This window comes from Ideonella benzenivorans, from assembly GCF_020387415.1.
Lineage (GTDB): Bacteria > Pseudomonadota > Gammaproteobacteria > Burkholderiales > Burkholderiaceae_C > Ideonella > Ideonella benzenivorans.
The window spans coordinates 263,483-285,457 of sequence record NZ_JAGWCB010000007.1 but is presented as its reverse complement, the minus strand read 5'-3'; the positions used below and the strand labels follow the sequence as shown (position 1 = coordinate 285,457).

The window sequence follows — 21,975 nt, the reverse complement described above, 5'->3', positions numbered from 1 at the left end:
GTCTACAGTCCGTCAAACTTCATTGATCGTCCAGACATGCACGATCCCCTGTCCGACGTCGTCCGCCTGCTGCGCCCTCGTGCGGTGATGGCCAACCCCATCACGGCCAAGGGCGCCTGGGCCGTGCGCTATGCCGAGTACGGCCTGCCCAGCTTCTGCATCCTGCTGGCGGGCAGTTGCCGGCTCAGCGTCGATGGCCATGCCCCCCTCGTCCTGCAGGCGGGCGACTTCGTGTTGCTGCCTCGCACGCCGAGCTTCACGCTGTCCAGCCCGGGCGAGGCCCCGCCGCCCATCCCGCTGGACCCGCTGGCCGCCGCCAACACCCGGGGCGGGCTGCGCTACGGCGAGCGCCGCGGACGCCCGGACCTGCGCTCGCTGGGCGGTGCCTTCGCCTTTGACGGTGGCGACGCCGCGCTGCTGGCCGCCATGCTGCCCGGCGTGGTCCATGTGCGGGGCTCGGCCCGCCTGGCCCAGTTGGTGCGCATGGTGGGCGAGGAAGCGGCCGACGCCCAACCCGGCGCGGACTTCGCGCTCACCCGCCTGGTGGACCTGCTGCTCATCGAATCGATGCGCATGGCGGCCAGCGACACCGCGCCCCCCGGGCTGTTGCGTGGCCTGGCCGACGCCCGTCTGGCGCGTGTGCTCAGCCAGCTGCACGCCCAGGTCGATCGGCCCTGGACGAGTGAACAGCTGGCGAAGCTGGCCGCCCTGTCCCGTTCCGCCTTCTTCGAACGCTTTCGGCGCGTGATGGGCCTGGGGCCGATGGCGTACCTGCTGGCCTGGCGCATGGAGATCGCCAAGACCTTGCTGCGCAATGAACAGCGCCCCGTCGCCGAAGTGGCCGAGCGGGTCGGCTACGGCTCCGCCAGCGCCTTCAGCCTGGCCTTCCACCGGCAGGTGGGGCAAGCACCCGGGCGTTACGCCCGCGCCAGCTGGCAGTCACCTCAACTGCGGCAGGAAACCCTCTAGCCACAATCGTCCGTAGTCACCATTCATGTGGTGATGGTCCACCCGGTGGCGCACCTTGGCCAGGTCTGCGCCATCGGGCCCGGCCAGATCGACGCTGTTGCGGGCAAAGTGTTCTTGGGTGAACCAGTCGTAGGTCAAGGTCTCCTGCGGCTGTGCTTGAAACTTCAAGGCAACCTGGGCCGCGATCCTTTGAAACCGCCGGACCACCTCGGCATAGGACTCATGCGGCGTGCTCAGCTTGTGCTTGGCCACAAACGCGCCCATGGGGCGCGGGGCGATGTAAATCGGGATCCGACCGGAAATGCCTTGAATCTCACGTGCGAGCCGCAGATTGAGCGAGGCGTCCAGGCAGTCCACGCAGGTCTGCTGCCGAACCTGCTCTGACAAATCAAGGGGCAGGAAAGGGATCCGCAGATCCAGGCCATACAGCAGCACAACATCGTGATCGGGGACTTGGATCTCTTCGCCCACGCCACTGGTGAAGGCCAGCATCCGCCGGACCTGCTCGCTCGGTGACACCAACGCGGTTCCGGATCGGGCCAACGTGCCCAGGTCGTTCCCCGGCGCCCCCCAAAAGGTCAAAGCCACGGACGGATTGGCAACGGCCAAAGCCTCCCAGCCCTTCTTGAGACTCGCCAGATGGCTGTTCCCGATGACCCCCACCTTCATGGGGCGCTCACCTGGCGAGATGGCGCGAATGCTCCCAGAAGTTCTTCCTCGCACACAACATCCCGGGTCTGAGCCCCCCCGGGGGCATCACGCCCCTCCAGTGCGCCGTTCGCCGAGCCGCCCCGTTTGGCCAGGCCTTCGAAGAACATGTCCATCACATGGTTGACACCCACCGGGTTCACCTGACGCTGGTTGGCCTCGAAGAACGTCCCACGGTAGGGCGTGGCGCTGATGATCTCGTAGGACGGAAAGTAGTCCACGGACTCGACGTTCCGGCTCAACTGGCCAGCCACAGAACGGAGGATGGATTTCGACTCCATGGTGGCCACCAGCACATGCCCACCGGACATGGTCGCCGTCAGCGGCACCGGCGACACCGTCAACAGAAACTTGATCGTGGGGTTGATGGCCTGGATCTTCTCCAGCGTCTGCGCCAGCGTCTTCCGGATGAACGGAAACAGCTGATTCACGAATTTGTGCTGGTCCTCATGGAATTCGCCCGCCACCGTTCCGGGGCACATGGGGTATTCATACCCGAACTGTCTGTGGAACCAACTCTCGGTCAACCCAAGCGTGAAGACAAACAGATCAGATTCCTTCAGGCAACGTCTGAACGCTGCCACCGCCGCCCCACGGGAACGCAGCATCTCTTGCGGTGATTCGAATCCCTGCGGCTCGATGTTGGGGCGAAACGGATCGTAGAACCGCCCGTCCTGGGACCACGCTTCCTCCGGCGCAACCGCCTCTCCCAGGGCCCATTCCACCCACTGCCGCAACAGCGACACGGTGTAGATATTGCCGGTGCGTGCCGAAAACACGCCGTAGTTGAAGCGCTGGGCGTTTTCTGGGCTGAGCCCCGTGGGTGCGGCCTCTGGCATGAACCAGTTGAAGCCACGGGCGGCCAGCGCCCGGCCAATGTGCTGGGCAAAGCACGACCCAAAGGTCGAGACCTTCATGTCAGGCCGAATGTCGAATTTGGGCGTCCACAGATCCGAAATGTCGAACATGTTCCGCTTGGCAACAGCGGTGGCCCAGAAGCTCTTGTCGTCCAGGGACTGGTAGGGGTGCATAGATCTGCAGCACAAGACGGTGGCAACGGACCGATTGTGACGACCTGGCGGCCTCCAGCCATCCCCTCGATCTCAGCCCGGGCTCAGACGCGTCACCACCCGCCACAGGGCATCGGCGTCCAGGTGCTCCTCCAGCACATCGGCCAGGCGGTCCAGGCTGGCTTCGCGCAGCGCGGCCAGGTCCACCGCGGCGGCGTCGCGCAGGCCGGCCCAGCGCAGCAGGGCGGCCTGGGCCTGCGGGTCGTCGAACAGGCCGTGCACATAGCTGCCCAACACCTGGCCGTCGGGGCTCAGCGCGCCATCGGGGCGCGGGGCGACGCCCTCTTCCCCCACCGGCTGCAGCCAGGCCGCGGGCTGCTGCAGCGCCGGGCCCTGGCTGATGCCCAGGTGGATCTCGTAGCCCTGCACGGCGGCGGAAGCCTCGTCTGCGCCAGGCAAGGATGCCAGCCGCCCCTGAACCCGGCGCAGCTGCTTGTCAGTGGCCAGCGTGGTCGTCATGTCCAGCAGGCCCAGGCCGTCCGCCTGGCTGCCGGCGGGGCCTTCCAGGCCCAGCGGGTCGTGCAGCGCACGGCCCAGCATCTGGAAGCCGCCGCAGATGCCGATGAGCTTGCCGCCATAGCGCAGGTGGCGGGCGATGGCCGCCTCGTGCCCCTGTTCGCGCAGCCAGCGCAGGTCGGCCAGGGTGTTCTTGCTGCCGGGCAGCACGATCAGGTCGCAGGCCGGCAGCGGCTGGCCGGGGCCGACGAAGCGCAGGTCCACCTGCGGGTGGGCGCGCAGCGCGTCGAAGTCGGTGTGGTTGCTGATGCGCGGGAACACCGGCACCGCCACCACCAGGCGCGGGCCGTGGGCAGCCGCGGCCTGCTGGGCATCCACCGCGTCCTCGGCGTCCAGGTGCAGGCCGTGCAGATAGGGCAGCACCGCCAGCGTGGGCTTGGCCGTGCGCTGCTGCAGCCAGTCCAGCCCGGGCGTGAGCAGGCTCACATCGCCCCGGAAGCGGTTGATGACGAAGCCCCGCACCAGGGCCTGTTCCTCGGGCGACAGGCAGGCCAGCGTGCCGGTCAGGTGGGCGAAGACGCCGCCGCGGTCGATGTCGGCCACCAGCAGCACCGGCACACGGTAAGGCAGCGCAAAGCCCATGTTGGCGATGTCGCGGTCGCGCAGGTTCACCTCGGCCGGGCTGCCGGCGCCCTCCACCAGCACCAGGTCGTACGCGGCGCGCAGGCGCTCGAAGCTCTCGCGCACCGCCTCAAAGGCGATGGGCTTGTACTGGTGGTAAGCGCGGGCGTCCATGTCGCTGCGCACCCAGCCGTGGATGATGATCTGCGCGCCGGTGTCGCTGCTGGGCTTGAGCAGCACCGGGTTCATGTCGGTGGTGGCCGGCACGCGGGCGGCCAGGGCCTGCAGGGCCTGGGCGCGGCCGATCTCGCCGCCGTCCGCCGTCACCGCGCTGTTCAGGGCCATGTTCTGCGGTTTGAAGGGTGCCACCTTGGCGCCCTGGCGCACCAGCCAGCGGGCCAGGCCGGCCACCAGGGTGCTCTTGCCGGCGTCCGAGGTGGTGCCCTGCACCATCAGCGCCCGGCTGGGGATGCCGAGCCAGGGCCGGGCCGTCATGGCTTGGCGGCCAGGTCGGCGCGCACCTTGTCCAGCCCCTCGCAGAGCTGCTGCGCGCCGTCGACGATGCGCGGGCCCTGGCGGCTGATCAGGTCGGTGTTGAGCCACACCACGTGGTGGCGGGCGATGGGCTCGAACTGCCTGAACGGCGCCCACGGGGCCAGGCTGTCGTCGGGCTGGCCGCCCACGCTGGCAGCCACCAGCACCTGCGGCCGGGCAGCCAGCACCGCCTCGGGGCTGACGGTGGGCACCAGCGCGGTCTGCTGGGCAAACACGTTGACGCCGCCGCACAGGCGGATGGCGTCGCTGATCAGATGCTGCCGGTTGAGGGTCAGCAATGGCTGCTGCCAGACTTGGTAGAACACCCGCAGCGGGGTGCGCTGGCTGTAACGGGCGCGCAGCGTGGCGAGCCGCTGGGCGTAGGTGTTGGCCGCCGCATTGGCCGCGTCCGCGGTGCCGGCCAGCACGCCCAGGCGGCGGATGCCGTCACCCACCTGTTCGAGCGTGTGCGATTCGCTGTGGAAGACGGGGATCTTCAGCGCCCGCAGGCGCTCGATCTGCCGGGCCGAGCTGCCATGCACCCACACCACGATCAGGTCAGGCTTCAGGGCGACGATGCGCTCCAGGTCCAGCGCATGGGCATCGCCCACCTGCGGCAGGGCCTTGGCCTCGGGCGGGTAGTCGGCATAGCGCACGGTGGCGATGAGCTGACGGCCGGCCCCGGCGGCGTAGAGCAGCTCGGTGGTGTGCGGCGCCAGGCTGATGATGCGGCGCGCCGGGGCCGGCAGCGTCACGGTGCGGCCGTCGTCGTCGCGGGCGCTGACGCTGGCCTGGGCCGCGCCGGCCAACACCAACAGACCCGCCATCAGCAAACTCAGCTTCTTCATCGTCTCAACCCTTGAGCGGCAGCACACAGCCCGCCATCACGAAACGCACCTGCGCGCACTGCACGGCCAGGGCCTGGTGCAGGCGGCCGCTTTCATCGACGAACAGGCGGTTGACCGCCCCCAGCGGCACGATGCCGTGGCCCACCTCGTTGCCGATCATCAGCACCCGAGCCTGCAGCTGGGGCAGCGTGGCCAGCAAGGCGGCCCGGCCGGCCTGCCAGCGCGGGCCGGGTTGCAGCGCGCGCACGCTGTCCAGGTCGGCCGGCAGATCGGCCAGCAGCAGGTTGGTGAGCCACAGCGTCAGGCAGTCCACCAGCAGCAGGCGCTGCGGGCCGTCCGCCGCGGCCAGGGCTTCGGCCAGCGCCAGCGGGGCTTCTACCGTCTGCCAGCCGGCCGGGCGCTGGGCCCGGTGCTGCGCAATGCGGGCGGCCATTTCCTCGTCACGGGCCTCGCCCGTGGCGATGACCACCACCGCGCGGCCGGCGTCGGCTGCGGCCCATTCGGCGGCCTGACGTTCGGCCCAGGCGCTCTTGCCGGAACGGGCGCCGCCCAGGATCAGGGTGTGTTCAGCCATGGCAAGAAGACATTCAAGCGTTGAGGGCGCGCAGGACCCAGCCGCCAGCGGGCAGCGGGTCCAGCCAGGTCAGGCCACCAAAGTCCAGCGACACCGGGGCCTGCTGCGGGTCGGCCGAGGGCACCCAGCCCTGGGCCGCGGCCAGCGCCACCCGCAGCGGGCCGGCATGGGCCACCACCAGCACCGCCTCGCCCGGCCGGCTGGCGGGGGCGTGCAGCGCGGCCAGCGCCGCCTGCACGCGGGCGATCAGCGCGTTCTGCGTTTCGCCGCCGGGCGGGGCGCGGTGCAGGGTGTCCTCGGCCCAGGGGTCGCTCTCGGCGCGGGGAATGTCGTCCCAGCGCCGGCCCTCCCAGGCACCGAAATCCAGCTCCATCCAGCGCGGGTCGGTCGCGGTCGGCTGGCCCAGCCCCCGGGACAGATGCTCGGCCAGCAGGCGGGCGCGGCGCAGCGGGCTGCTGACCACCTGGGCCACCCGGGTGCCGTCGCCGATGCGGGCCAGCAGCGCGCCCAGCCGCTGCCCCACGCCGTCGAACGGCGGGTCGTGCGGCTGCAGCAGCGGCACATCGGCCTGGCCGTAGCAGGTGCCGGCCGGCAGGTCCACCCGGGTGTGGCGTGCCAGGATCAGTGCCATCGGCTCAAACTCTCCACCGCCGGCGGCAGGGACAGCAGCGACAGCAGCAGCACCAGCTCGGTCAGCTGCTGGGTGGCACCCAGCGCATCGCCCACATAGCCCCCCAGGCGGCGACGCAGGTAGCGCACCGCCAGCCCGGCCATCAGCAGGGCCGACACCGCGGCTGAGACCCCCGCCAGCCCCTGGGTGAACAGCGGCAGCGCGGCCACCAGCGTGGCGAACAGCAGCGGCCCACGGGCCACGCCCTGGGCGATGGGCTTGGATTTGGACAGCGCGTCCTCGCGCACATAGCTCAGCCGGGCCATCACCCACAGCGCGGCCCAGCGGCTGAGCGCATGGGCGCTCACCGTCACGCCGACGATGGCCCACCAGCCCAGGGCGCGCTCGGCCAGCAGCATCAGCAGCTGCGCCTTCAGCCCCAACGTGATAACCACGCCCAGCGTGGCGTAACTGCCCACGCGCGAATCCTTCATGATGGCCAGCACCTGCTCGCGCTGCCAGGCGCCCCCGAAGCCGTCGCAGCTGTCGGCCAGCCCGTCTTCGTGGAAGGCCCCGGTCAGCAGCACGCCAGCGGCGATCGCCAGCCAGGCCCCAACCCCGGGCGACCACAGCTGCGCCCCGCCCCACAGCACGGTGCCCACCACCGCGCCCACCAGCCAGCCCACGCTGGGGAAATGGCGGGCCGAGGCATTGAGCTGAGCGGCCGACCAGCCCACCCAGGCCGGCACCGGCAGGCGGGTGAAAAACTGCAGCGCCGTCAGGAAGAGGCGCAGCTCGCCACGCCAGGCGCTCTCTTTGGGCGGTACGACCTCGGGGCCGGTCATGGGGTGTCTCCTTCTTCGCCCTTCCAGCGGCTGGCGTGCCAGACCAGCGCCAGGGCCCGCTGGGCTTCCGGGGGGCGCGTGGCCACCCGCACCCAGCCGGGCAGGCCGAAGGAGGTGGCGTCACGCAGCTTGATGCCGGCCGCACGCAGCTGTTGCAGCCGCAGGCCCAGCAGCCGCGCGGGCAGCGGCGGCCGGGCCAGCCAGAACGGCGTGACGGTGGCGCGTTGCGCCCAGCCCAGGTCCGCCAAAAGATTGCGTTGCATGGTGCGCCATTGTTCCAGGGTGCGGCGGCTCTCCTGCAGCCAGCCCTGCACCTCCTCGCCCCACCAGGCCAGCAGCATCTGCACCCCTTCGGCCGACAGCACCCAGCTGGGCGCCAGCGCGCGCAGGCGCGGGCCCAGGTCGTCGGCGGCCTCCACCGGTGCCAGCACATAGCCGGCGCGGATGCCGGTCAGCCCCAGCGCCTTGTTGGGCGACCACAGCTGCCAGCAGCGCGCCGCCACGCTGCCGGTGATGGGGTCGCTGCCTTCCAGCCGCAGCGGTTCGTAGGCGCGGTCCAGCACCAGCCAGTGGCCGCGCTGCCAGGCGATCTCGGCCAGGGTCTGCCAGAAATGGGTGGGCAGGCTGACGCCGGTGGGGTTGCAGGGCTCGTTGAGCCAGACCAGGGCCGGCGACGCGGCGCGGTCCAGGCCATCCAGCAGCGTGGCCGGGGCCGGCCAGCCCTGCACCCGCAGCCCCAGGGCCTCGGCGGCGGCGGCATAGTCGCCATAACCCGGCGACGGCACCCAGGCCGTGCCCAGGCCCTGCAGATGGGCCAGCAGGGTCAGGCGGCGGATGGCTTCGCTGCTGCCCGCGGTTGGCAGCACCCGGGCCGGTGCCACGGCGTGGTGCTCGGCCAGCCGGGCGCACAGGGCCTGGTAATGGGGGTCGGGGTAATGGCGCCGGTCGGCCTCGGCCAGCGCCCGCTGCAGGCCCGGCGGCAGGGGCAGCGGGTTCGCATTGGTCGAGAAGTCGTACAGGATGTCCGCCCCGCCATCGGGGCCACCGTGCTCAGGCCCGGCCGCAGGGGCGCCCATGGCCTCGTGGCTCACCACAGCGAGCTCCAGGCGGCCGAGGCCGCCACCGCCAGGCCAGCCACGCCCAGCCAGCCCACGACCCGGCCTGACCAGGTCAACGCCCGCGTCACATCGTGCGGCTCGGCCATTCGCCCCTCCGGGTTCAGCACATAGACGCCCGGCTTGCCCAGGCGCCGCCCCAGCAGCAGGGCCAGTGCACCCATCGGCCAGCCGCCATTGGGCGAGGCAGGCCGCGCGGCCTCCGCCCGCAGGCGCTGCCAGCCGGGCCAGCGCACCGCCACGCCGCACAGCGCCAGCGCGGTCAGCCGGGCCGGCAGCCAGTTGAGCACGTCGTCGGCGCGGGCCGCCCATTGGCCGCCCCAGCGGCGGTGGTCGCGGTAGCCCCACATCGCATCGGCCGTGTTGGCAAAGCGGTAGAGCGCCGCGCCCGGCAGACCGGCGATGGCAAACCAGAACAGCGGCGCCACCACCGAATCGCTGAGGTTCTCGGCCAGGGTCTCCAGCGCGCTTTCCCGCACTTCGGTGGCGCTGAGCCGGTCCACCGGCCGGCTGACCAACCAGGCCAGGCGGCGCCGACCCTCGTCCAGCGACTGGCCCAGCGCGGCCTCCACCTGCCGAACCTCGCCGCGCAGCATGCGCCAGGCCAGCAGCGGCTTGAGCAACACGCCCAGCAACACGCCGGTGGTCAGGTCCCGCCAGGCCGCTGGCAGCCCTGCCGCCACGGCGTGCGACAGCCCCGCCTGCAACCCGGCCGCCACCGCCGCCACCCCCAGCGCCATCGCGCACCAGGCCGCAGCCCCGGCCCCGCGGGCACGCGCGGGCGGCAAGGGCCACAGACGCGGGCCCACCGCACCCAGCAGCCGCCCCATGCCCACCACCGGATGCCAGCGCGCCGGCGGCTCGCCCAGCAGGCGGTCCCAGGCCAGGGCCGTCGCCACGGCCCAGCCTGTCACGGGAGCAGACAAAGCCAACGACATCACGCCGCGCGATCGCCTTCCAGACCCAGGGTCTCGTCATCGGCCGCGCCGACGCAGCCGGGGCCTTGGTGGAACACCCACTCGGCCACTGGCTGGCCGTGGCGCAGGTGCTCGTCGATGATGCGATCCAGGGTCTCGGGGGTCACGTTGTAGTACCAGGTGCCGTCGGGCTGCACGCAGAGGATGGGGCCGCCCTTGCACGCGGCAAAGCAGCTCACCCGGCTGCGCTTCACGCGCAGGCTCCCCTCGTTCAGCCCGGCCGCCTTGAGCTTGTCGCCCAGGCTGTCGAACAAAGCCTGCGATTGTCCCTCCTGCGCGCAACGCGGGCCGGTGCAGACCAGCAGGTGTCGCGCATACGCACCGATGCGCGGCCGGGGCACGTCGTCAAGCGGAACGATGGGCACAGGGTTCGTCGCTTCACTCATGCTTCGCCCTCCTCGGCAACGGCCGCGGGGGCCTCGACCGGCGCCAGCAGGGCCTGCACGATGTAGTCGGCCGGCAGGCGGTGGCGCCGGGCCAGCTCATCGGGCGTGGCGCCAGCCTGGTGCTCGGCCTGCAGGGTCTGCAGCCAGCCCAGCAGGCCGGTGGAGAGCGAGCGGCCAGCCTGCTCGCCGGCGCGGGTGGCCCCGCCCTCTTCCAGCGCGTACTTGTTGGCGTAGCCGCGCGGCGTCACCATGCGGCCCGCGCGCACAAAGGTCTGGCTGTTGCCGATCAGCACGGTGCTGAGCATGCCGATGTCGGCCTCGGCCATCTGGTCCAGCGTGGTGAAGGTGATCTGCTCGCGGCGGCGGTAGGCGCTCTTGACGATGGCCACCGGCGTGTCCGGCCGGCGGTGGCGCAGCATGAGCTGCTGGGCTTGCACGATCTGCTGGGTGCGCCGCCCGCTCTTGGGGTTGTAGAGCGCGACGACGAAGTCGGCCTGGGCCACCGCGTCCAGCCGGCGGGCGATGACCGGCCAGGGGGTCAGCAGGTCCGACAGCGAGATGGCGCAGAAGTCGTGCGTCAGCGGCGCGCCGACGAGCGCAGCGCAGCTGTTGAGCGCCGAGGCGCCGGGCACGATCTCGACGGCGATGCCCGAGTCGGGCGTCCAGCCGGCCTCGAACAGCACCTCGTAGGTGGGGCCGGCCATGCCGTAGACGCCGGCATCGCCCGAGGACACCAGGGCCACCTTCTTGCCGGCGCGGGCGCGGTCCAGGGCCTCGATGGCACGGTCCAGCTCCTCGGTCATGCTCTTGCGGATGACCTCCTTGCCCTCGATCAGATCGGCCACCAGCTTGATGTAGGTGACGTAGCCGATGATGGTGTCGGCCTCGGCGATGGCCGCGCGGGCGCGGCCGGTCATGTGCTCCACGCTGCCGGGGCCGATGCCCACCAGCATGATCTTGCCGGCGGTGGCGGCGGTGTCGGAGGGGGAAAGGGGCGCGCTCATGCGGGGGCTCCAGGGTCTGCGGAAACGGGAGGGGGATCGGCCTCGAAGGCCCAGCGGTTTTCGCCCCACCAGGCGGTGGGCGGGCGGGGCTGGCGCCAGCCGGTCTGGCTGAGCATCGGCCGGGGATAGAACGCGGCCACCGGGCCCAGGCACAGCAGGCCCAGGGCCTGTGCACCGGCCGGCAGCTGCAGTGCCTGGGCCAGCACCGCCGGCTCGAACAGGGACACCCAACCCAGGCCGAGGTTCTCGGCCCGGGCGGCCAGCCAGAGGTTCTGCACCGCCGCGCCGGCCGAGCACACCGCCATGTCGCGCGGCAGGGTACGGCGGCCGAACAGCGTGCCGTCGTCAGGGGCCAGCACCAGGGCCCACAGCTCGGCGCTCTCGCGCACACCGGCCACCTTCAGCGCCAGAAATTCGGCTTCGCGCGGGCCCATCTGGGCCGCCGTGCGCAGGCGCTCGGCATCCACCTCGCGGGCCAGTTCCTCGCGCAGCGCGCCGTCGGTGATGCGCAGCAGGCGCCAGGGTTGCATCAGGCCAACCGAGGGCGCGGCCTGCACGGCCACCAGCAGGCGCGCGATGACGCTCTCGTCCACCCGGCAACCCGGCAGGAAGTGGCGCATGTCGCGCCGCGCCGCCAGCAGGGCCTGGGCGTCGTCGCGCTGGGCGGTGTCGAAGCAGGGCTGCTGCGCGTCGTCCACCACGGCCACCGAGACGGTGGCGCTGCGCCCATCGGCGCCGCGCCAGCGCAGCTTCTCGACCCGCAGGGCCTCCGGGCCGCGGGCCAGGGCCGTAAGCAGGGCCGCCGCCTCGCTGACCGAGGGCGTTCCGGTGTGCCGACGCACGATCTCGGACGGATTGGGCACGCTCACCTGGGCCAACACCTCGGGCGGGTAGAAGCGCAGCGACCAGCCGCGCGCACGGGCCAGCGCCAGCAACCCCGGCTCGTCGGCCTTGAGGGTGATGCTGCCGGCGCCCACCACCCGCACCGGTTCACGCGGGGGCGTGGCAAGTTCGGCCAGAGCCCGGTCCACGGCCTCGGCCAGCGTGGCCTCGGGGGTGCCGCGGTCGCACCCCAGCCCCAGCGCGACCTTCACGATTGCCCCTCCAGCGGCGGCCGGTAGACCACCAGGCGCTGGTCCAGCCACTGCCACAGCGCGGGCGGCACCGGCGCGTGGGTGACCCACAGCACGGCGGCATAGCGGTCCAGGTCCACCGCCTCGAAGCGGTCGAAGCGGTGGATGTGGGCCGGCAGCGGCGTGGGCCGGGTCCACCAGTGCGGGCTGCCGGCCTCCTGCACAAAGGCCACCGGCTCCTCGTTGACCACGGCCGCCGAAACGCGGGTGATGTTGAGCTTGGGGGCCTCCACGGTCCAGCCCAGTTCGCGGCCCAGGATGTCCACCGGAATCGTCTTGCCCACGTCGGAGGCGGTGGTCAGCACCGGCGTGGCGCCCAGCAGCGCGGCCACCGTCTCGGCCATGGCGTTGGCGCCGCCCACATGGCCCGAGAGCACCGGGATGACGAACTGCGCGGCGTCGTCCACCACCAGCACGCCGGGGTCCTCGTCCTTGCTCTTGAGGTGCGGGGCGATCAGCCGCACCACCGCGCCCAGCGAGACGAAGAAGACGATCTGGTCGTAGTGCGCGAACAGGCCGGGCACCTCGTCCTTGAAGGCACCCTCGTAGGCGCGCACCGGGTTGAGCGGGCCGGCGAAGGCGGCGGCGAACTTGGCCGCCACACACACCTCGGCCGCGGGCAGTTGCCGCGCCAGGGCGGCGGCCTGGGCGGCGCCGTGCTTGGTCAGAGCCACCAGGACCACGCGGGGCAGCGAAGATGAAGGCGACAGTTCGTTCATGGGGTGATGAGGGCGTTCGGGATGGGCGGCGTCTTCTTCAGGCAGCCGCGGATGCGCTCGCCGCGCAGGCGTTGCCCATGGCGCACCAGCAGCAGCGACAGGTAGCTGACCGGCTGACCGCGCAGGGCCAGCATCTCGGCGCCGCGGTACACCCGCTCGTCGGGGGCGCCGCAGCGCTCGATGAAGTCGGCACCCTCCAGCAGGCCGCGCGCGATCAGCCAGTCGAAGATCGGCTCGATCAGCGGCTTGACCTTCAGCAGCACCAGGGTGTCGAACTCGGGCAGCAGCCGGTCCAGCGCGGCCACACCATAGGCCGCCGGCACGATGGCCACCGTGTCGTCCTGCTCGGCCAGCGGCCGGCCCAGACGCGCACAGGCCGCCGTGAAGGCGTTGACGCCAGCCAGGGTTCGCACCGGCAGGCCCGGCACCTGGGCTTGCAGCGTGCGGGCCAGGTGGCCGAAGGTGGCGTAGGTGCTGGCGTCGCCCTCCACCAGAAAGAGCACGTCGCGCCCGGCCTGCAGCCAGGTCAGCACCGTCTCGGCCGCACGCTGCCAGTGGCGCAGCAGCTTCTCGGCGTCGTGCGTCATCGGGAACAGCAGGGCCTGGTGCTCGGCCGGCGGCGTCAGGCCCGCACGCTGGGCGATGTCGAAGGCGTAGCTGGGCGTCTTGGTGCTGCGGGCCGGGTAGACCCACACCGCCTCTTGGCGCTGCAGCTGGGCCCAGGCCGCGCGGGTGATCAGCTCCGGATCGCCCGGGCCCAGGCTGACACCGATCAGGGTGCCGGGGGTCACGGGGACCGTCATGCGCTCGCCTCCTCAGGCGCGGTGCCGCGCTGGGCGCAGACGATCCACACCGGGTTCTCGGCCGCCATGCGGTGCATCTGCAGAATCGGCTTGCTGCGGGCTGCCTGCAACTGCAACACATCCCAGGCCGCCCCAGCGACGGTCAGGGCCTGGGTGGCCGTGGCCAGGCTCTCCAAGGTCACGAAGTTCATCACCAGCCAGCCGCCCGGGCGCAGGCGTGACAGGCACAGCGTGATCAACCCGGCCAGTTCGCCGCCGGAGCCGCCGATGAAGACGGCGTCCGGGTCGGGCCAGCGGTCCAGGTGCTCGGGCGCCTTGCCGTGCACCAGGGTGTGGTTGCTCAGGCCCATGGCAGCACGGTTGCGCGCGGCGATGGCCACGTCCTCGGCGTTCTTCTCGATGGCCCAGACATGGCCCTGCGGGCACAGGCGCGCGGCCTCCAGGCCCACCGAGCCGCTGCCCGCGCCGATGTCCCAGACGCGGCTGTCCGCCCGCAGCTGCAGCCGCGCCAGGCTGACGGCGCGCACCTCCTGCTTGGTGATCAGGCCCCCTTCCTGGTTGCCTCGGGGCTGGCGCTGGGCATAGGCCGCATCGGCCAGGCCAAAGCGCACGGTGGGCTGGCGCGGCTGCACCCGCCACAGCAGCAGCACATTGGGGTCGGCAAAGCGCAGCGTGGCGGTCTCGGCCGCGCTCAGGCCGCTGCGCACCCGCTCGCCCGGCTGCAGCAGGCACTCGGCCACCGCCAGCTGGAAGTCCTCGCCCAGGCCTTCGGCCATCAGCAGGCGGGCCACCCGGTCGGGGCTGTTGTCAGGGCTGGTGAGCACCAGCAGGCGGTCGTGCTGGCGCAGGGCCTGGGCCAGCGGGTAGAGGCCATGGCCGGGCTCGGCGCCGACCGACCATTCGCCGGCATCGCGGGTGTGGATGGAGACGATGACGGCGTCCTGCCAGGCCAGGCCGATGCGGGCGCAGGCCAGCTGCAGCGTGGAGCGGTTGGGCAGCACCTCCAGCGCATCCAGGCACAGGCGCGCGCCCAGGTAGGCGGCAATGCCGTGGCACAGCGGGTCGCCACTGGCCAGCACCACCACCCGCAGCCCATCGGCCCGGGCCGCGCGCACCCAGCCGGGCACCCGGGCCAGCTCGCCGCCCAGGTCGAGCCGGCGCGCCTGGGGGCGGATCTCCCCGGCCAGGGTCTGCAGCTGCCGGCTGGCGCCGATCACCACATCGGCCGTGCGCAGATGGGCCAGGGCCGTGGCGTCCAGGCTGGCGGCACCGTCGTCCAGCACGCCGATCACGCGGCAGGGGTTGGGGTCGCGGAACCCCGGTTCCAGGGAGTCTTTCATGGGCATCTCAAGAACAGGACTCAGAAGTAGCTTCGGCCAGCTTCTGGCCCTCGAAATCACAGACCAGCACCTGCAGGCGAAGGCGCCCGCCGTAGCGGGCCGGGTCGCTCAGGGTGGCCACCACGGCCTGGGCCAGGCGGGTGTGGAAGGCGTCGATCCGACCCAGGGCCGCCATGCGCTCGGCGGCAAAGCGGGCGGTCTCGGCGGCGGCGATGGCCGCGCATTCGTCGGGCGGCGCGCCCACCTCGGCCGCCAGCCGGGCCAGCAAGGCGGTGTCCACCTCGGCCCGGTTGGCGTGGGTGATGGTCTCGCCCTGGGCGATCTTGGTGAGCTTGCCCACCATGCCGGCGATGACCACCTCGCGCAGGCCGCGGGCCACCGCCTCGTCCAGCGCGTAACGCAGAAAGTCGCCCATCTGCACAAAGCAGGTGGCGGGCAGCTGCGGCCGCTCGGCCATGGCGAACTTCTCGGTGCGCCCGCCGGTGGTGAGCACCACCACGCCGTGCGACAGCGTGGCCGCCAGCTGCACGCCCTGCACCACGCTGGCCCGCCAGGCCGAGGTGCTGTAGGGCTTGACGATGCCGGTGGTGCCCAGGATGGAGATGCCCCCCAGGATGCCCAGCCGGGCGTTGTGGGTCTTCTTCGCCATCTCCTCGCCCTGCGGCACGGAGACGGTCACGTCCAGCCCGTCCTGCGTCAGCAGCTCGGCCGCGACCTCGCGCAGGTTGTCCTCGATGTTGCGGCGAGGCACCGGGTTGATGGCGGGGCCGCCCACCTCGAGGCCCAGGCCCGCCATGGTCACCGTGCCCACGCCCACGCCGCCGCGCAGCCGCAGCACACCGGCCTGGCCCGGCAGGCGGCGCAGGTCCACGGTGAGGTGGGCGCCGTCGGTGCAGTCAGGGTCGTCGCCCGCGAACTTGACCACCATGGCGTGGGCACTTTGTCCATCCGCACGTCCGTCCTGCACGGCGAAGACCACCCGCTGGCCGTTGGGCAGCAGGCTCTCCACCGTGGCCGGCACCGCGCCCGTCACCAGGCCCAGCGCCGCCGCCCGCGCGGCCGCGGCCGCGCAGGCGCCGGTGGTGAAGCCGGTGCGCTCTCCGCGCCGGACGGTCTTCTCCATCATGCCGGGGCGCGCTCCGCGGCTTCGGCCAGGGCCAGCAGCGCATGCAGGGCCGCCACCACCAGGGTGGAGCCACCCTTGCGACCACGGATGACGATCCAGGGCACCTCGCCCACCTCGGCCATCAGCGCCTTGGACTCGGCCGCCGAGACGAAGCCCACCGGCATGCCGATGACCAGAGCCGGGCGCAGGCCTTCCTCGCGGATCAGGCGCACCAGCTCGATCAGTGCGGTGGGCGCATTGCCGATGCCGACGATGGCGCCCTGCAGCAGGCCCAGGCGATGGGCCTTGCGCATGGCCTGCACGGCGCGGGTGCTGTCCTCGGCCTGGGCCGCGGCGATCACATCGGCGTCGCTGATGAACTGGTGGGGGACCATGCCGAAGTGCGCCAGGCGCGGCGCCGACAGGCCCGAGCAGATCATCTCCACATCGGCCACCACCGGCGTGCCGCCGTGGCGGATGGCCGCGATGCCGGCGGCCACCGCGTCGGGGTGGAAGTCGGTCAGGCCGTTGAACTCGAAATCGGCGTTGGCGTGGATCATGCGCCGCACGATGGGCCACTGCTCGGCGCGGTAGCGGTGCGGGCCGGCCTCGGCGTCGATGATGGCGAAGCTGTCGTGCTCGATGGCCTGGCCAGCGCGGGTCAGTTGCTCGGTGACGGTGTTGGCCTGGGGGACGCTCATGCCATCACCACCGGCGCATGGTCATGGTCATGGGCAGGGCCGTGCGTGTGCTCGTGGCTGTGCCCATGCCCCAGGTCGTGGGCGATCTCGCGGAAGCGGCAGCCGTCGCAGCTCAGCGCGCTGTCCTGGCGGCCGGCCACCAGGTCGGTCACGCGCTGTTCCAGCAGGGCGAAGATCTCGGGCTCGAAGCCGAAGTGCGTGCCCAGGGCGAAGCGGATCTGCGGGTACTGCGCGCGCAGGTGCTCGACCTGGCGGCCGATGCGCTGCATCAGCGTGCCGGTGTAGAGGTAGTACGGCAGCACCACGAGCTGCGTCATGCCGATGCGGGCCTGGCGCTGCACCACCCGCTCCAGACGCGGAAAGGTGATGCCGGTGAAGGCCAGGTCGACCAGCTCGTGGTCGCCGGCCTCCTGCAGCCAGCGGGCCATCTTGGCCATGTCGCCGTTGGCGCCGCGGTCCGAGGAGCCCCGACCCAGCAGCACCACGCCGGTGGTGGTCGGGTCGGGCATGTCCAGCGCGGCCATGGCATGGCGCAGCTGGCGCTTCAGGATGTCGAGGATGGGATCGCAGGCCGTCAGGTGCGGGCCGTAGAGGAATTCGACCTGCGGGCAGTCGGCCCGGGCATGCTCAATGGCCTCGGGGATCTCCATCTTCACGTGGCCGGCCGCGTTCAGAATGAGCGGCAGCACCAGCACGCGGCGCGCGCCCTGGGCGGCGGCTCGCAGGCCGTCGTGCAGCGACGGGGACGCGAACTCGATGAAGCCCACTTCGATGCGCCAGCCGGGCTGGCGGGCCCGCCACTGGGCCACGAAGTCGCGGATCTCCTGGTTGCCACTCTCTTCGCGCGAGCCGTGGCCCACGATGAAGAGGGTGGTGTCGCGCAGGGCCGTGTTCAGGTCGGTGTTCATGCGCTGGCCTTTCGAAAGCGGTGGGTGAAGCTGGGGTCGTAGAGCTTGGAGCGGGTCAGCGCGGGCCAGTGGCGCGCGCCCAGCGTGGGGCTGGCGATGACCATGGCCTGGCTGACGATGCCGGCGTCGCGGCACTGCTGCTTGATGGTGGCCAGAGTGCCGCGCACGATTTGCTCCTCGCCGGGCCAACTGGCCTTGTGAACGACGAGCATGGGCGCGTCTTCCGGCCAGCCGGCCGCGCGCAGGCCGGCCTCGACCTTGTGCAGCAGGGTGATGGACAGGAAGATGCACAGCGTGCTGCGGTGCGCGGCCAGGGCCGCCAGGTCCTCACCCGCGGGCATGGGCGTGCGCCCTTCCACGCGGGTGAAGATGGTGGTCTGCGTCACCTCGGGCAGGGTGAAGCTTTCCACCGCCGCAGCGGCCGAGGCCATGGCCGAGGACACGCCCGGCACCACCCGCAGCGGCACGCCCGCGGCGTCCAGCGGCTGCACCAGCTCGATCAGCGCGCCATAGAGCGCCGGGTCGCCGGTCTGCAGGCGCACCACGGTCTCGCAGCGCCCGGCCTGGTCGATCAGCCAGGCGGCCATCTGTTCCAGCGTCATGTCCTTGCTGTCGGCGATGACGCAGCCCGGCGGCGCCCAGCGGGTGGCCGCCACGTTCACCAGCGAGCCGGCGAACAGGATGGCGCCCGCGCGGGCGATCAGGTCCCGGCCCTTGACGGTGAGCAGGTCCGGGTCCCCCGGGCCGGCACCGACGAACCAGACCGTGCCGCGGCCTGGCGGCGCGGCGCTGTCGTGGGCGGCCATGCTCAGGCGCGGCTCAGGCGTTCGTCAAAGCACAGGCGCAGCCAGGCCGGCGGGTTCAGGCGCTGCAGGCCGGTCAGCACGGTCAGCGTGAACATGGGCTCCAGCACCACCAGGCTCAGGTAGCTGCTGGCAAACCACAGCCAGTCAGAGAACGGCGTGGCGACCTGGGCCATCGACAGCCAGAAGCCCACCATCAGCGTGACGCCGGCGTAGTAGACCGCGTCCAGCCGCAGCACGCGGGCCACGGTGAGCGCCTGCGGGCGGCGGCCCAGCGTGGCGTGCAGCACCATCAGCGGCACCATCAGCGAGAGGGAATTCACGCCCAGGTGCAGCAGGTCCTGCGGTTCGAACACCAGGCCCTGCAGCAGCAGGCCGGCGGCAAAGCCGAACAGCGTGGGCAGGTAGCCCAGGGTCAGGTAGATGGGCATGGCGCCCACGAAATGCAGCTCCGACGGCCCCACCTGCAGGTGGAACATCTGCATGAACAGCGTGAAGAACACGGTGGCCAGCAGCGTGCGCAGCCACAGCACCGGGCGGCGCAACAGCGCGGGCGCGTGGCTGGCCAGCACGGCGGCGGCCACGCCGTTGGCGGCCAGGATTTGGGTCTGGGCCAGCAGGCCGGGTTCGATGTGCATGGGTCTCTCTTTCCTGCGCCCCCACCGGGCGCGACATTGACGGCGACATCAGCCCGTCAAGGCGGAAAGAGGGATGGACGGCCGGCACGAGGGCGACACCCGGCCAGGTGAGAGGGGATGTGACCCGACAGGGCCCGACCGGCGGCACGCACACCCCACCACCCACCGTGACGGACTGTTCCTGTGCGACAGGCCGGTCTCCGGGCTCACGAGGGACCGGGTGCGAAACACCCGATCCGGACCCGATCACCTTCCCATGTCCCGCAGGACACAGTGGCGAGACCGGCATGGGTCATGCCGGCCGATCGGGCCACGGACTCGCTTACCGTTGCGGGGGCAGCGCCGGCATTGCAACTCGCCAAAGCGAGCCACGCACCGGCTTCCCGTTTCACTCCTGCCGCATGAACAGCCGGCAGAAGCACCTGAAGCGGGAGGCAGTGTAGCAGCGCGGTCGGGGCCTTCAGCCCCTCAGCCCGTCAACGCGGTGGCGGGCGCCTGCGCCGCGCGGCGCGCGTCCTGCCGGGCCCACCAGAACATGCCGAAGCCGCCCAGCGACAGCAGCGTGCCCACCCAGCCGGTGGACGGGTAGCCCAGGCCGGCGTCGATGGCCAGGCCGCCCAGCCAGGCGCCCAGCGCATTGGCCAGGTTGAAGGCCGAGTGGTTGAGCGCAGCGGCCAGGGCCTGGGCATCGCCGGCCACGTCCATCAGCCGGATCTGCAGCGCCGGGCCGATGGCCACCGCCGTGCCCACCAGCACCACGGTCAAGGCCGCCGTCAGCGGGTGGTGGCAGGTCAGCACGTAGAGCAATTGGACGGCGGCCGACCAGAGCAGCAGCCCGCCCACCGTGGGCATCAACGCCTTGTCGGCCAGGCGCGAACCGATCAGGTTGCCGCCCACCATGCCCACGCCGAACAGCGAGAGCACCAGCGGCATCCAGGCCAGCGGCATGCCCGCCACCTGCAGCAGCGTGGGCTTGACGTAGCTGAACACCGAGAACATGCCGCCAAAACCGATGGCCGCGATGCCCAGCGTCAGCCAGACCTGCTTGCGCTGGAGCGCGCCCAGCTCGCGCAGCGGGCTGGCCCCGGGCGGCGGCGCCAGGTTGGGCACCCAGGCGCGGATCATGCCCACCGACAACAGGGCCGCCACGCCGACGAAGACGAAAGCGGCGCGCCAACCCAGCCACTGCCCCAGGGCAGAAGCCACCGGCACGCCCAGCAAGGTGCCGCCGGTCAACCCCAGCATCACCAGCCCCACCGCCCGGGCCCGCTGGTGGGGCTCGCTCAAGGCCGCGGCCACCAACGCGGCCATGCCGAAGTAGCTGCCATGCGGCAGGCCCGCGCACAGGCGCAGCAAGTTGAGCGACAGGTAGTCCGGTGCCAGCGCGCTGGCCAGGTTGCCCAGGCCGAACAACAGCATCAACGCCATCAGCAGGCTGCGGCGGTGCCAGCTGGCGGTCAACACCGCCAGCAGCGGCGCGCCCACCACCACGCCCAGGGCATAGGCACTGATGACATGGCCGGCCTGCGGGATGCTGATGGCCAGATCGCGCGCCACCTCGGGCAGCAGGCCCATGATGACGAACTCGCCGGTGCCGATGGCGAAGCCGCCGGTGCCCAGCGCGAACACGGTGCGCAACAGCAGCCGGTCCTGTTCGGGGCGATGGGCCAGATGGTCGGGCCGGCGTGTTTCGGGGCTGGGCGGGGCGAGTTCGGGAGAGGAGGACATGGATCCTGGGGCGAGATGGGCAACAATCACTGCCGCGTTGGGACGGCAGCCTAACAGGCCCCTCAAGTCCTTGCTGACCCCGCGCGCACCGCTCCCCCCTCTCTCCTCCCACAGAAAGTCCGCCGCCTGGCATGGAGTCCCGCCTCGCGCTCACCCTCGCCCTGGTTCAATTGGGTTTGTTCGGCCTGTGCTGGGGGCTGATCGCGGCCCTGATGCCGCGCGAACGACGCTCGGCCCTGCTGTTCCTGGCCACCTGTGCCTGTGACGCCGCCACCGCCTGGCTGCAGATCATGCAGGATGGCAGCCTGCGTCCGGTGGCGCAGGGCTTGATGACGCTGGGCCTGGGCAGTGCGACGCTGGTCAGCGCGGGCGCCGATGCCTTCGTCCACGGCCATGTGCGCCACCGCGGGTTCTGGGCCCTGACCCTGGGGCTCGGTGTGGCAGCCACCTGGCTGCCCTTGCCCGCGGCGGTGGCCGACCTCACGTCCCTCGCGGTGTACCAGACGGCCTTCCTGCTGCTGCTGGGCATGCCCATCGTCTGGTTGCGCCAGCCCATCCACCAAGAGTTCGGCCGCTATGGCTGGCTGCCCCTGCTGCCCTTCGGGCTGATGGGCCTGGCGGTGCTGGCCTTTCTCGTCCACCTGCTGCTGAACCCGGCCGCGGCGGCCCACAGCTATGCGGCCCGCAACGACCATGGCGCGTCCTCGCTGATTCCGTTCGCCATCACCTCCGGGCTGTTCCACATCAGCTGGCTGGGCATGATGCTGGGCCGGCAGGTGGTGCGGGCCAACCGCCTGGCGCGGGTGGACAACCTGACGGGCGTGCTGCGGCGCGGCCCCTTCGAGGCCGAACTGGACGCCGCGCTGACGCTGGCCCGCCGCCTCCAGCTGCCGGTGACCCTGGCCTTCCTGGACGTGGACCACTTCAAGCGCATCAACGACGAGGGCGGGCACGCGGCAGGCGACCGGGTGCTGCAGGCCCTGGGGCAGCTGCTGCGTCGCTGCCTGCGGGGCAGCGACCGGTGCGGCCGCTGGGGCGGCGAGGAATTCGTGCTGCTGCTGCCCGGCATGTCGGCCCCCCAGGCGCCGGCCCTGATGCGGCGGCTCATGCGGGAGATCGCCCAAGCGCGGATCCCCGTGCCCCCGGGCTGCCCTCCGCTCAGCGTGAGCCTGGGTTATGCGGTCTGGGCCGGCGACGGCACCGGCGCCGCCCTGGTGGACCAGGCCGATGCCGCGATGTACGAAGCCAAGCGGCGTGGCCGCAACACCATCGTGAACCACGCCGAACTCGGCCCGCCTCAGGCCGCGCCGGCCTTGTCGTCACCCCGCTGAACCCGCGCCCTCCCCCGGCATGCTTGATGCATGCCTGGGCGACCCTGCA

At 71.7% G+C, this 21,975-nt stretch carries 23 protein-coding genes and 1 riboswitch; of the genes, 2 read left to right on the top strand and 21 right to left on the bottom strand.

Annotated features, from left to right (window positions below):
• Positions 1-36 precede the first annotated feature (36 nt).
• Positions 37-969 carry an AraC family transcriptional regulator gene (locus tag KGA65_RS04355; protein WP_225861916.1) on the top strand — a complete coding sequence of 311 codons (933 nt, stop codon included), beginning with the start codon at positions 37-39 and terminating at the stop codon, positions 967-969.
• Here the strand turns inward: KGA65_RS04355 and KGA65_RS04350 are convergent.
• The 21 genes from KGA65_RS04350 to KGA65_RS04250 form a co-directional block, all read right to left on the bottom strand.
• Positions 940-1,638 carry a hypothetical protein gene (locus KGA65_RS04350; RefSeq protein WP_225861915.1) on the bottom strand — a complete coding sequence of 233 codons (699 nt, stop codon included), beginning with the start codon at positions 1,636-1,638 and terminating at the stop codon, positions 940-942. The two genes, KGA65_RS04355 and KGA65_RS04350, sit on opposite strands and share 30 nt — an antisense overlap.
• Positions 1,635-2,708, bottom strand: coding sequence for a GSCFA domain-containing protein (locus KGA65_RS04345; RefSeq protein WP_225861914.1), 1,074 nt, complete (start codon positions 2,706-2,708; stop codon positions 1,635-1,637). The genes KGA65_RS04350 and KGA65_RS04345 overlap by 4 nt, the downstream gene beginning before the upstream one ends.
• A gap of 72 nt (positions 2,709-2,780) precedes the next feature.
• Complete coding sequence (locus tag KGA65_RS04340) at positions 2,781-4,319, bottom strand: cobyric acid synthase (RefSeq protein WP_225861913.1); 1,539 nt, start codon at positions 4,317-4,319, stop codon at positions 2,781-2,783.
• A complete protein-coding gene (locus KGA65_RS04335) occupies positions 4,316-5,206 on the bottom strand; it encodes a cobalamin-binding protein (RefSeq protein WP_225861912.1) in 891 nt (296 codons plus the stop codon). The genes KGA65_RS04340 and KGA65_RS04335 overlap by 4 nt, the downstream gene beginning before the upstream one ends.
• Before the next feature lie 4 nt (positions 5,207-5,210).
• Positions 5,211-5,780 (bottom strand): bifunctional adenosylcobinamide kinase/adenosylcobinamide-phosphate guanylyltransferase, encoded by a 570-nt coding sequence (gene cobU / locus KGA65_RS04330; RefSeq protein WP_225861911.1) that lies wholly within the window; start codon positions 5,778-5,780, stop codon positions 5,211-5,213.
• A gap of 13 nt (positions 5,781-5,793) precedes the next feature.
• Positions 5,794-6,411 (bottom strand): histidine phosphatase family protein, encoded by a 618-nt coding sequence (locus tag KGA65_RS04325; protein ID WP_225861910.1) that lies wholly within the window; start codon positions 6,409-6,411, stop codon positions 5,794-5,796.
• Entirely contained in the window at positions 6,402-7,235 is an 834-nt protein-coding gene (locus tag KGA65_RS04320) for an adenosylcobinamide-GDP ribazoletransferase (protein WP_225861909.1), read from the bottom strand. Before KGA65_RS04320 ends, KGA65_RS04325 begins: the two co-directional genes overlap by 10 nt.
• Entirely contained in the window at positions 7,232-8,326 is a 1,095-nt protein-coding gene (locus tag KGA65_RS04315) for an aminotransferase class I/II-fold pyridoxal phosphate-dependent enzyme (protein WP_225861908.1), read from the bottom strand. Before KGA65_RS04315 ends, KGA65_RS04320 begins: the two co-directional genes overlap by 4 nt.
• Entirely contained in the window at positions 8,323-9,288 is a 966-nt protein-coding gene (gene cbiB, locus KGA65_RS04310) for an adenosylcobinamide-phosphate synthase CbiB (RefSeq protein ID WP_225861907.1), read from the bottom strand. Before cbiB ends, KGA65_RS04315 begins: the two co-directional genes overlap by 4 nt.
• Positions 9,288-9,713, bottom strand: a complete 426-nt coding sequence (locus KGA65_RS04305; RefSeq protein ID WP_225861906.1) for a (2Fe-2S) ferredoxin domain-containing protein — start codon at positions 9,711-9,713, stop codon at positions 9,288-9,290. The genes cbiB and KGA65_RS04305 overlap by 1 nt, the downstream gene beginning before the upstream one ends.
• Positions 9,710-10,717 (bottom strand): precorrin-3B C(17)-methyltransferase, encoded by a 1,008-nt coding sequence (gene cobJ, locus KGA65_RS04300; RefSeq protein ID WP_225861905.1) that lies wholly within the window; start codon positions 10,715-10,717, stop codon positions 9,710-9,712. The genes KGA65_RS04305 and cobJ overlap by 4 nt, the downstream gene beginning before the upstream one ends.
• Positions 10,714-11,811 (bottom strand): 5,6-dimethylbenzimidazole synthase, encoded by a 1,098-nt coding sequence (bluB, locus tag KGA65_RS04295; RefSeq protein ID WP_225861904.1) that lies wholly within the window; start codon positions 11,809-11,811, stop codon positions 10,714-10,716. The genes cobJ and bluB overlap by 4 nt, the downstream gene beginning before the upstream one ends.
• On the bottom strand, positions 11,808-12,569 hold the full coding sequence (locus tag KGA65_RS04290) for a cobalamin biosynthesis central domain-containing protein (RefSeq protein ID WP_225861903.1): 762 nt from the start codon (positions 12,567-12,569) through the stop codon (positions 11,808-11,810). Before KGA65_RS04290 ends, bluB begins: the two co-directional genes overlap by 4 nt.
• A complete protein-coding gene (gene cobI / locus KGA65_RS04285) occupies positions 12,566-13,372 on the bottom strand; it encodes a precorrin-2 C(20)-methyltransferase (RefSeq protein WP_225861902.1) in 807 nt (268 codons plus the stop codon). Before cobI ends, KGA65_RS04290 begins: the two co-directional genes overlap by 4 nt.
• Positions 13,369-14,712 (bottom strand): precorrin-6y C5,15-methyltransferase (decarboxylating) subunit CbiE, encoded by a 1,344-nt coding sequence (gene cbiE / locus KGA65_RS04280; protein WP_225861901.1) that lies wholly within the window; start codon positions 14,710-14,712, stop codon positions 13,369-13,371. The genes cobI and cbiE overlap by 4 nt, the downstream gene beginning before the upstream one ends.
• Before the next feature lie 7 nt (positions 14,713-14,719).
• Entirely contained in the window at positions 14,720-15,838 is a 1,119-nt protein-coding gene (locus tag KGA65_RS04275) for a cobalt-precorrin-5B (C(1))-methyltransferase (RefSeq protein WP_225861900.1), read from the bottom strand.
• The gene (locus KGA65_RS04270; RefSeq protein WP_225861899.1) at positions 15,835-16,518 is read right to left on the bottom strand and encodes a precorrin-8X methylmutase; all 684 of its coding nucleotides are present in this window, start codon (positions 16,516-16,518) and stop codon (positions 15,835-15,837) included. The genes KGA65_RS04275 and KGA65_RS04270 overlap by 4 nt, the downstream gene beginning before the upstream one ends.
• Complete coding sequence (locus KGA65_RS04265; protein WP_225861898.1) at positions 16,515-17,426, bottom strand: sirohydrochlorin chelatase; 912 nt, start codon at positions 17,424-17,426, stop codon at positions 16,515-16,517. The genes KGA65_RS04270 and KGA65_RS04265 overlap by 4 nt, the downstream gene beginning before the upstream one ends.
• Entirely contained in the window at positions 17,423-18,232 is an 810-nt protein-coding gene (gene cobM / locus KGA65_RS04260) for a precorrin-4 C(11)-methyltransferase (RefSeq protein ID WP_225861897.1), read from the bottom strand. The genes KGA65_RS04265 and cobM overlap by 4 nt, the downstream gene beginning before the upstream one ends.
• 2 nt (positions 18,233-18,234) lie before the next feature.
• Positions 18,235-18,867: an energy-coupling factor ABC transporter permease gene (locus tag KGA65_RS04255; RefSeq protein ID WP_225861896.1), complete on the bottom strand. Its 633-nt coding sequence runs from the start codon at positions 18,865-18,867 to the stop codon at positions 18,235-18,237.
• Between the two features lie 174 nt (positions 18,868-19,041).
• Positions 19,042-19,308, bottom strand: a riboswitch (cobalamin riboswitch).
• 27 nt (positions 19,309-19,335) lie between these two features.
• Positions 19,336-20,595: an MFS transporter gene (locus tag KGA65_RS04250; RefSeq protein WP_225861895.1), complete on the bottom strand. Its 1,260-nt coding sequence runs from the start codon at positions 20,593-20,595 to the stop codon at positions 19,336-19,338.
• A gap of 131 nt (positions 20,596-20,726) precedes the next feature.
• Here KGA65_RS04250 and KGA65_RS04245 point away from each other — a divergent pair, with 131 nt between their 5' ends.
• The gene (locus KGA65_RS04245) at positions 20,727-21,926 is read left to right on the top strand and encodes a GGDEF domain-containing protein (RefSeq protein ID WP_225861894.1); all 1,200 of its coding nucleotides are present in this window, start codon (positions 20,727-20,729) and stop codon (positions 21,924-21,926) included.
• Positions 21,927-21,975: the final 49 nt, after the last annotated feature.

What these genes read in the sequence shown, in the direction of transcription:
- cobU (WP_225861911.1), bottom strand. Translation starts at nt 5,780, where the DNA reads ATGGCTGAACACACCCTGATCCTGGGCGGCGCCCGTTCCGGCAAGAGC.
- cbiB (WP_225861907.1), bottom strand. Translation starts at nt 9,288, where the DNA reads ATGTCGTTGGCTTTGTCTGCTCCCGTGACAGGCTGGGCCGTGGCGACG.
- KGA65_RS04355 (WP_225861916.1), top strand. Translation starts at nt 37, where the DNA reads ATGCACGATCCCCTGTCCGACGTCGTCCGCCTGCTGCGCCCTCGTGCG.
- cobM (WP_225861897.1), bottom strand. Translation starts at nt 18,232, where the DNA reads ATGGCCGCCCACGACAGCGCCGCGCCGCCAGGCCGCGGCACGGTCTGG.
- cobJ (WP_225861905.1), bottom strand. Translation starts at nt 10,717, where the DNA reads ATGAGCGCGCCCCTTTCCCCCTCCGACACCGCCGCCACCGCCGGCAAG.
- KGA65_RS04325 (WP_225861910.1), bottom strand. Translation starts at nt 6,411, where the DNA reads ATGGCACTGATCCTGGCACGCCACACCCGGGTGGACCTGCCGGCCGGC.
- KGA65_RS04265 (WP_225861898.1), bottom strand. Translation starts at nt 17,426, where the DNA reads ATGAACACCGACCTGAACACGGCCCTGCGCGACACCACCCTCTTCATC.
- cobI (WP_225861902.1), bottom strand. Translation starts at nt 13,372, where the DNA reads ATGACGGTCCCCGTGACCCCCGGCACCCTGATCGGTGTCAGCCTGGGC.
- KGA65_RS04245 (WP_225861894.1), top strand. Translation starts at nt 20,727, where the DNA reads ATGGAGTCCCGCCTCGCGCTCACCCTCGCCCTGGTTCAATTGGGTTTG.
- KGA65_RS04320 (WP_225861909.1), bottom strand. Translation starts at nt 7,235, where the DNA reads ATGACCGGCCCCGAGGTCGTACCGCCCAAAGAGAGCGCCTGGCGTGGC.
- KGA65_RS04255 (WP_225861896.1), bottom strand. Translation starts at nt 18,867, where the DNA reads ATGCACATCGAACCCGGCCTGCTGGCCCAGACCCAAATCCTGGCCGCC.
- cbiE (WP_225861901.1), bottom strand. Translation starts at nt 14,712, where the DNA reads ATGAAAGACTCCCTGGAACCGGGGTTCCGCGACCCCAACCCCTGCCGC.
- KGA65_RS04335 (WP_225861912.1), bottom strand. Translation starts at nt 5,206, where the DNA reads ATGAAGAAGCTGAGTTTGCTGATGGCGGGTCTGTTGGTGTTGGCCGGC.
- KGA65_RS04345 (WP_225861914.1), bottom strand. Translation starts at nt 2,708, where the DNA reads ATGCACCCCTACCAGTCCCTGGACGACAAGAGCTTCTGGGCCACCGCT.
- KGA65_RS04290 (WP_225861903.1), bottom strand. Translation starts at nt 12,569, where the DNA reads ATGAACGAACTGTCGCCTTCATCTTCGCTGCCCCGCGTGGTCCTGGTG.
- KGA65_RS04305 (WP_225861906.1), bottom strand. Translation starts at nt 9,713, where the DNA reads ATGAGTGAAGCGACGAACCCTGTGCCCATCGTTCCGCTTGACGACGTG.
- KGA65_RS04270 (WP_225861899.1), bottom strand. Translation starts at nt 16,518, where the DNA reads ATGAGCGTCCCCCAGGCCAACACCGTCACCGAGCAACTGACCCGCGCT.
- KGA65_RS04250 (WP_225861895.1), bottom strand. Translation starts at nt 20,595, where the DNA reads ATGTCCTCCTCTCCCGAACTCGCCCCGCCCAGCCCCGAAACACGCCGG.
- KGA65_RS04340 (WP_225861913.1), bottom strand. Translation starts at nt 4,319, where the DNA reads ATGACGGCCCGGCCCTGGCTCGGCATCCCCAGCCGGGCGCTGATGGTG.
- KGA65_RS04350 (WP_225861915.1), bottom strand. Translation starts at nt 1,638, where the DNA reads ATGAAGGTGGGGGTCATCGGGAACAGCCATCTGGCGAGTCTCAAGAAG.
- KGA65_RS04275 (WP_225861900.1), bottom strand. Translation starts at nt 15,838, where the DNA reads ATGATGGAGAAGACCGTCCGGCGCGGAGAGCGCACCGGCTTCACCACC.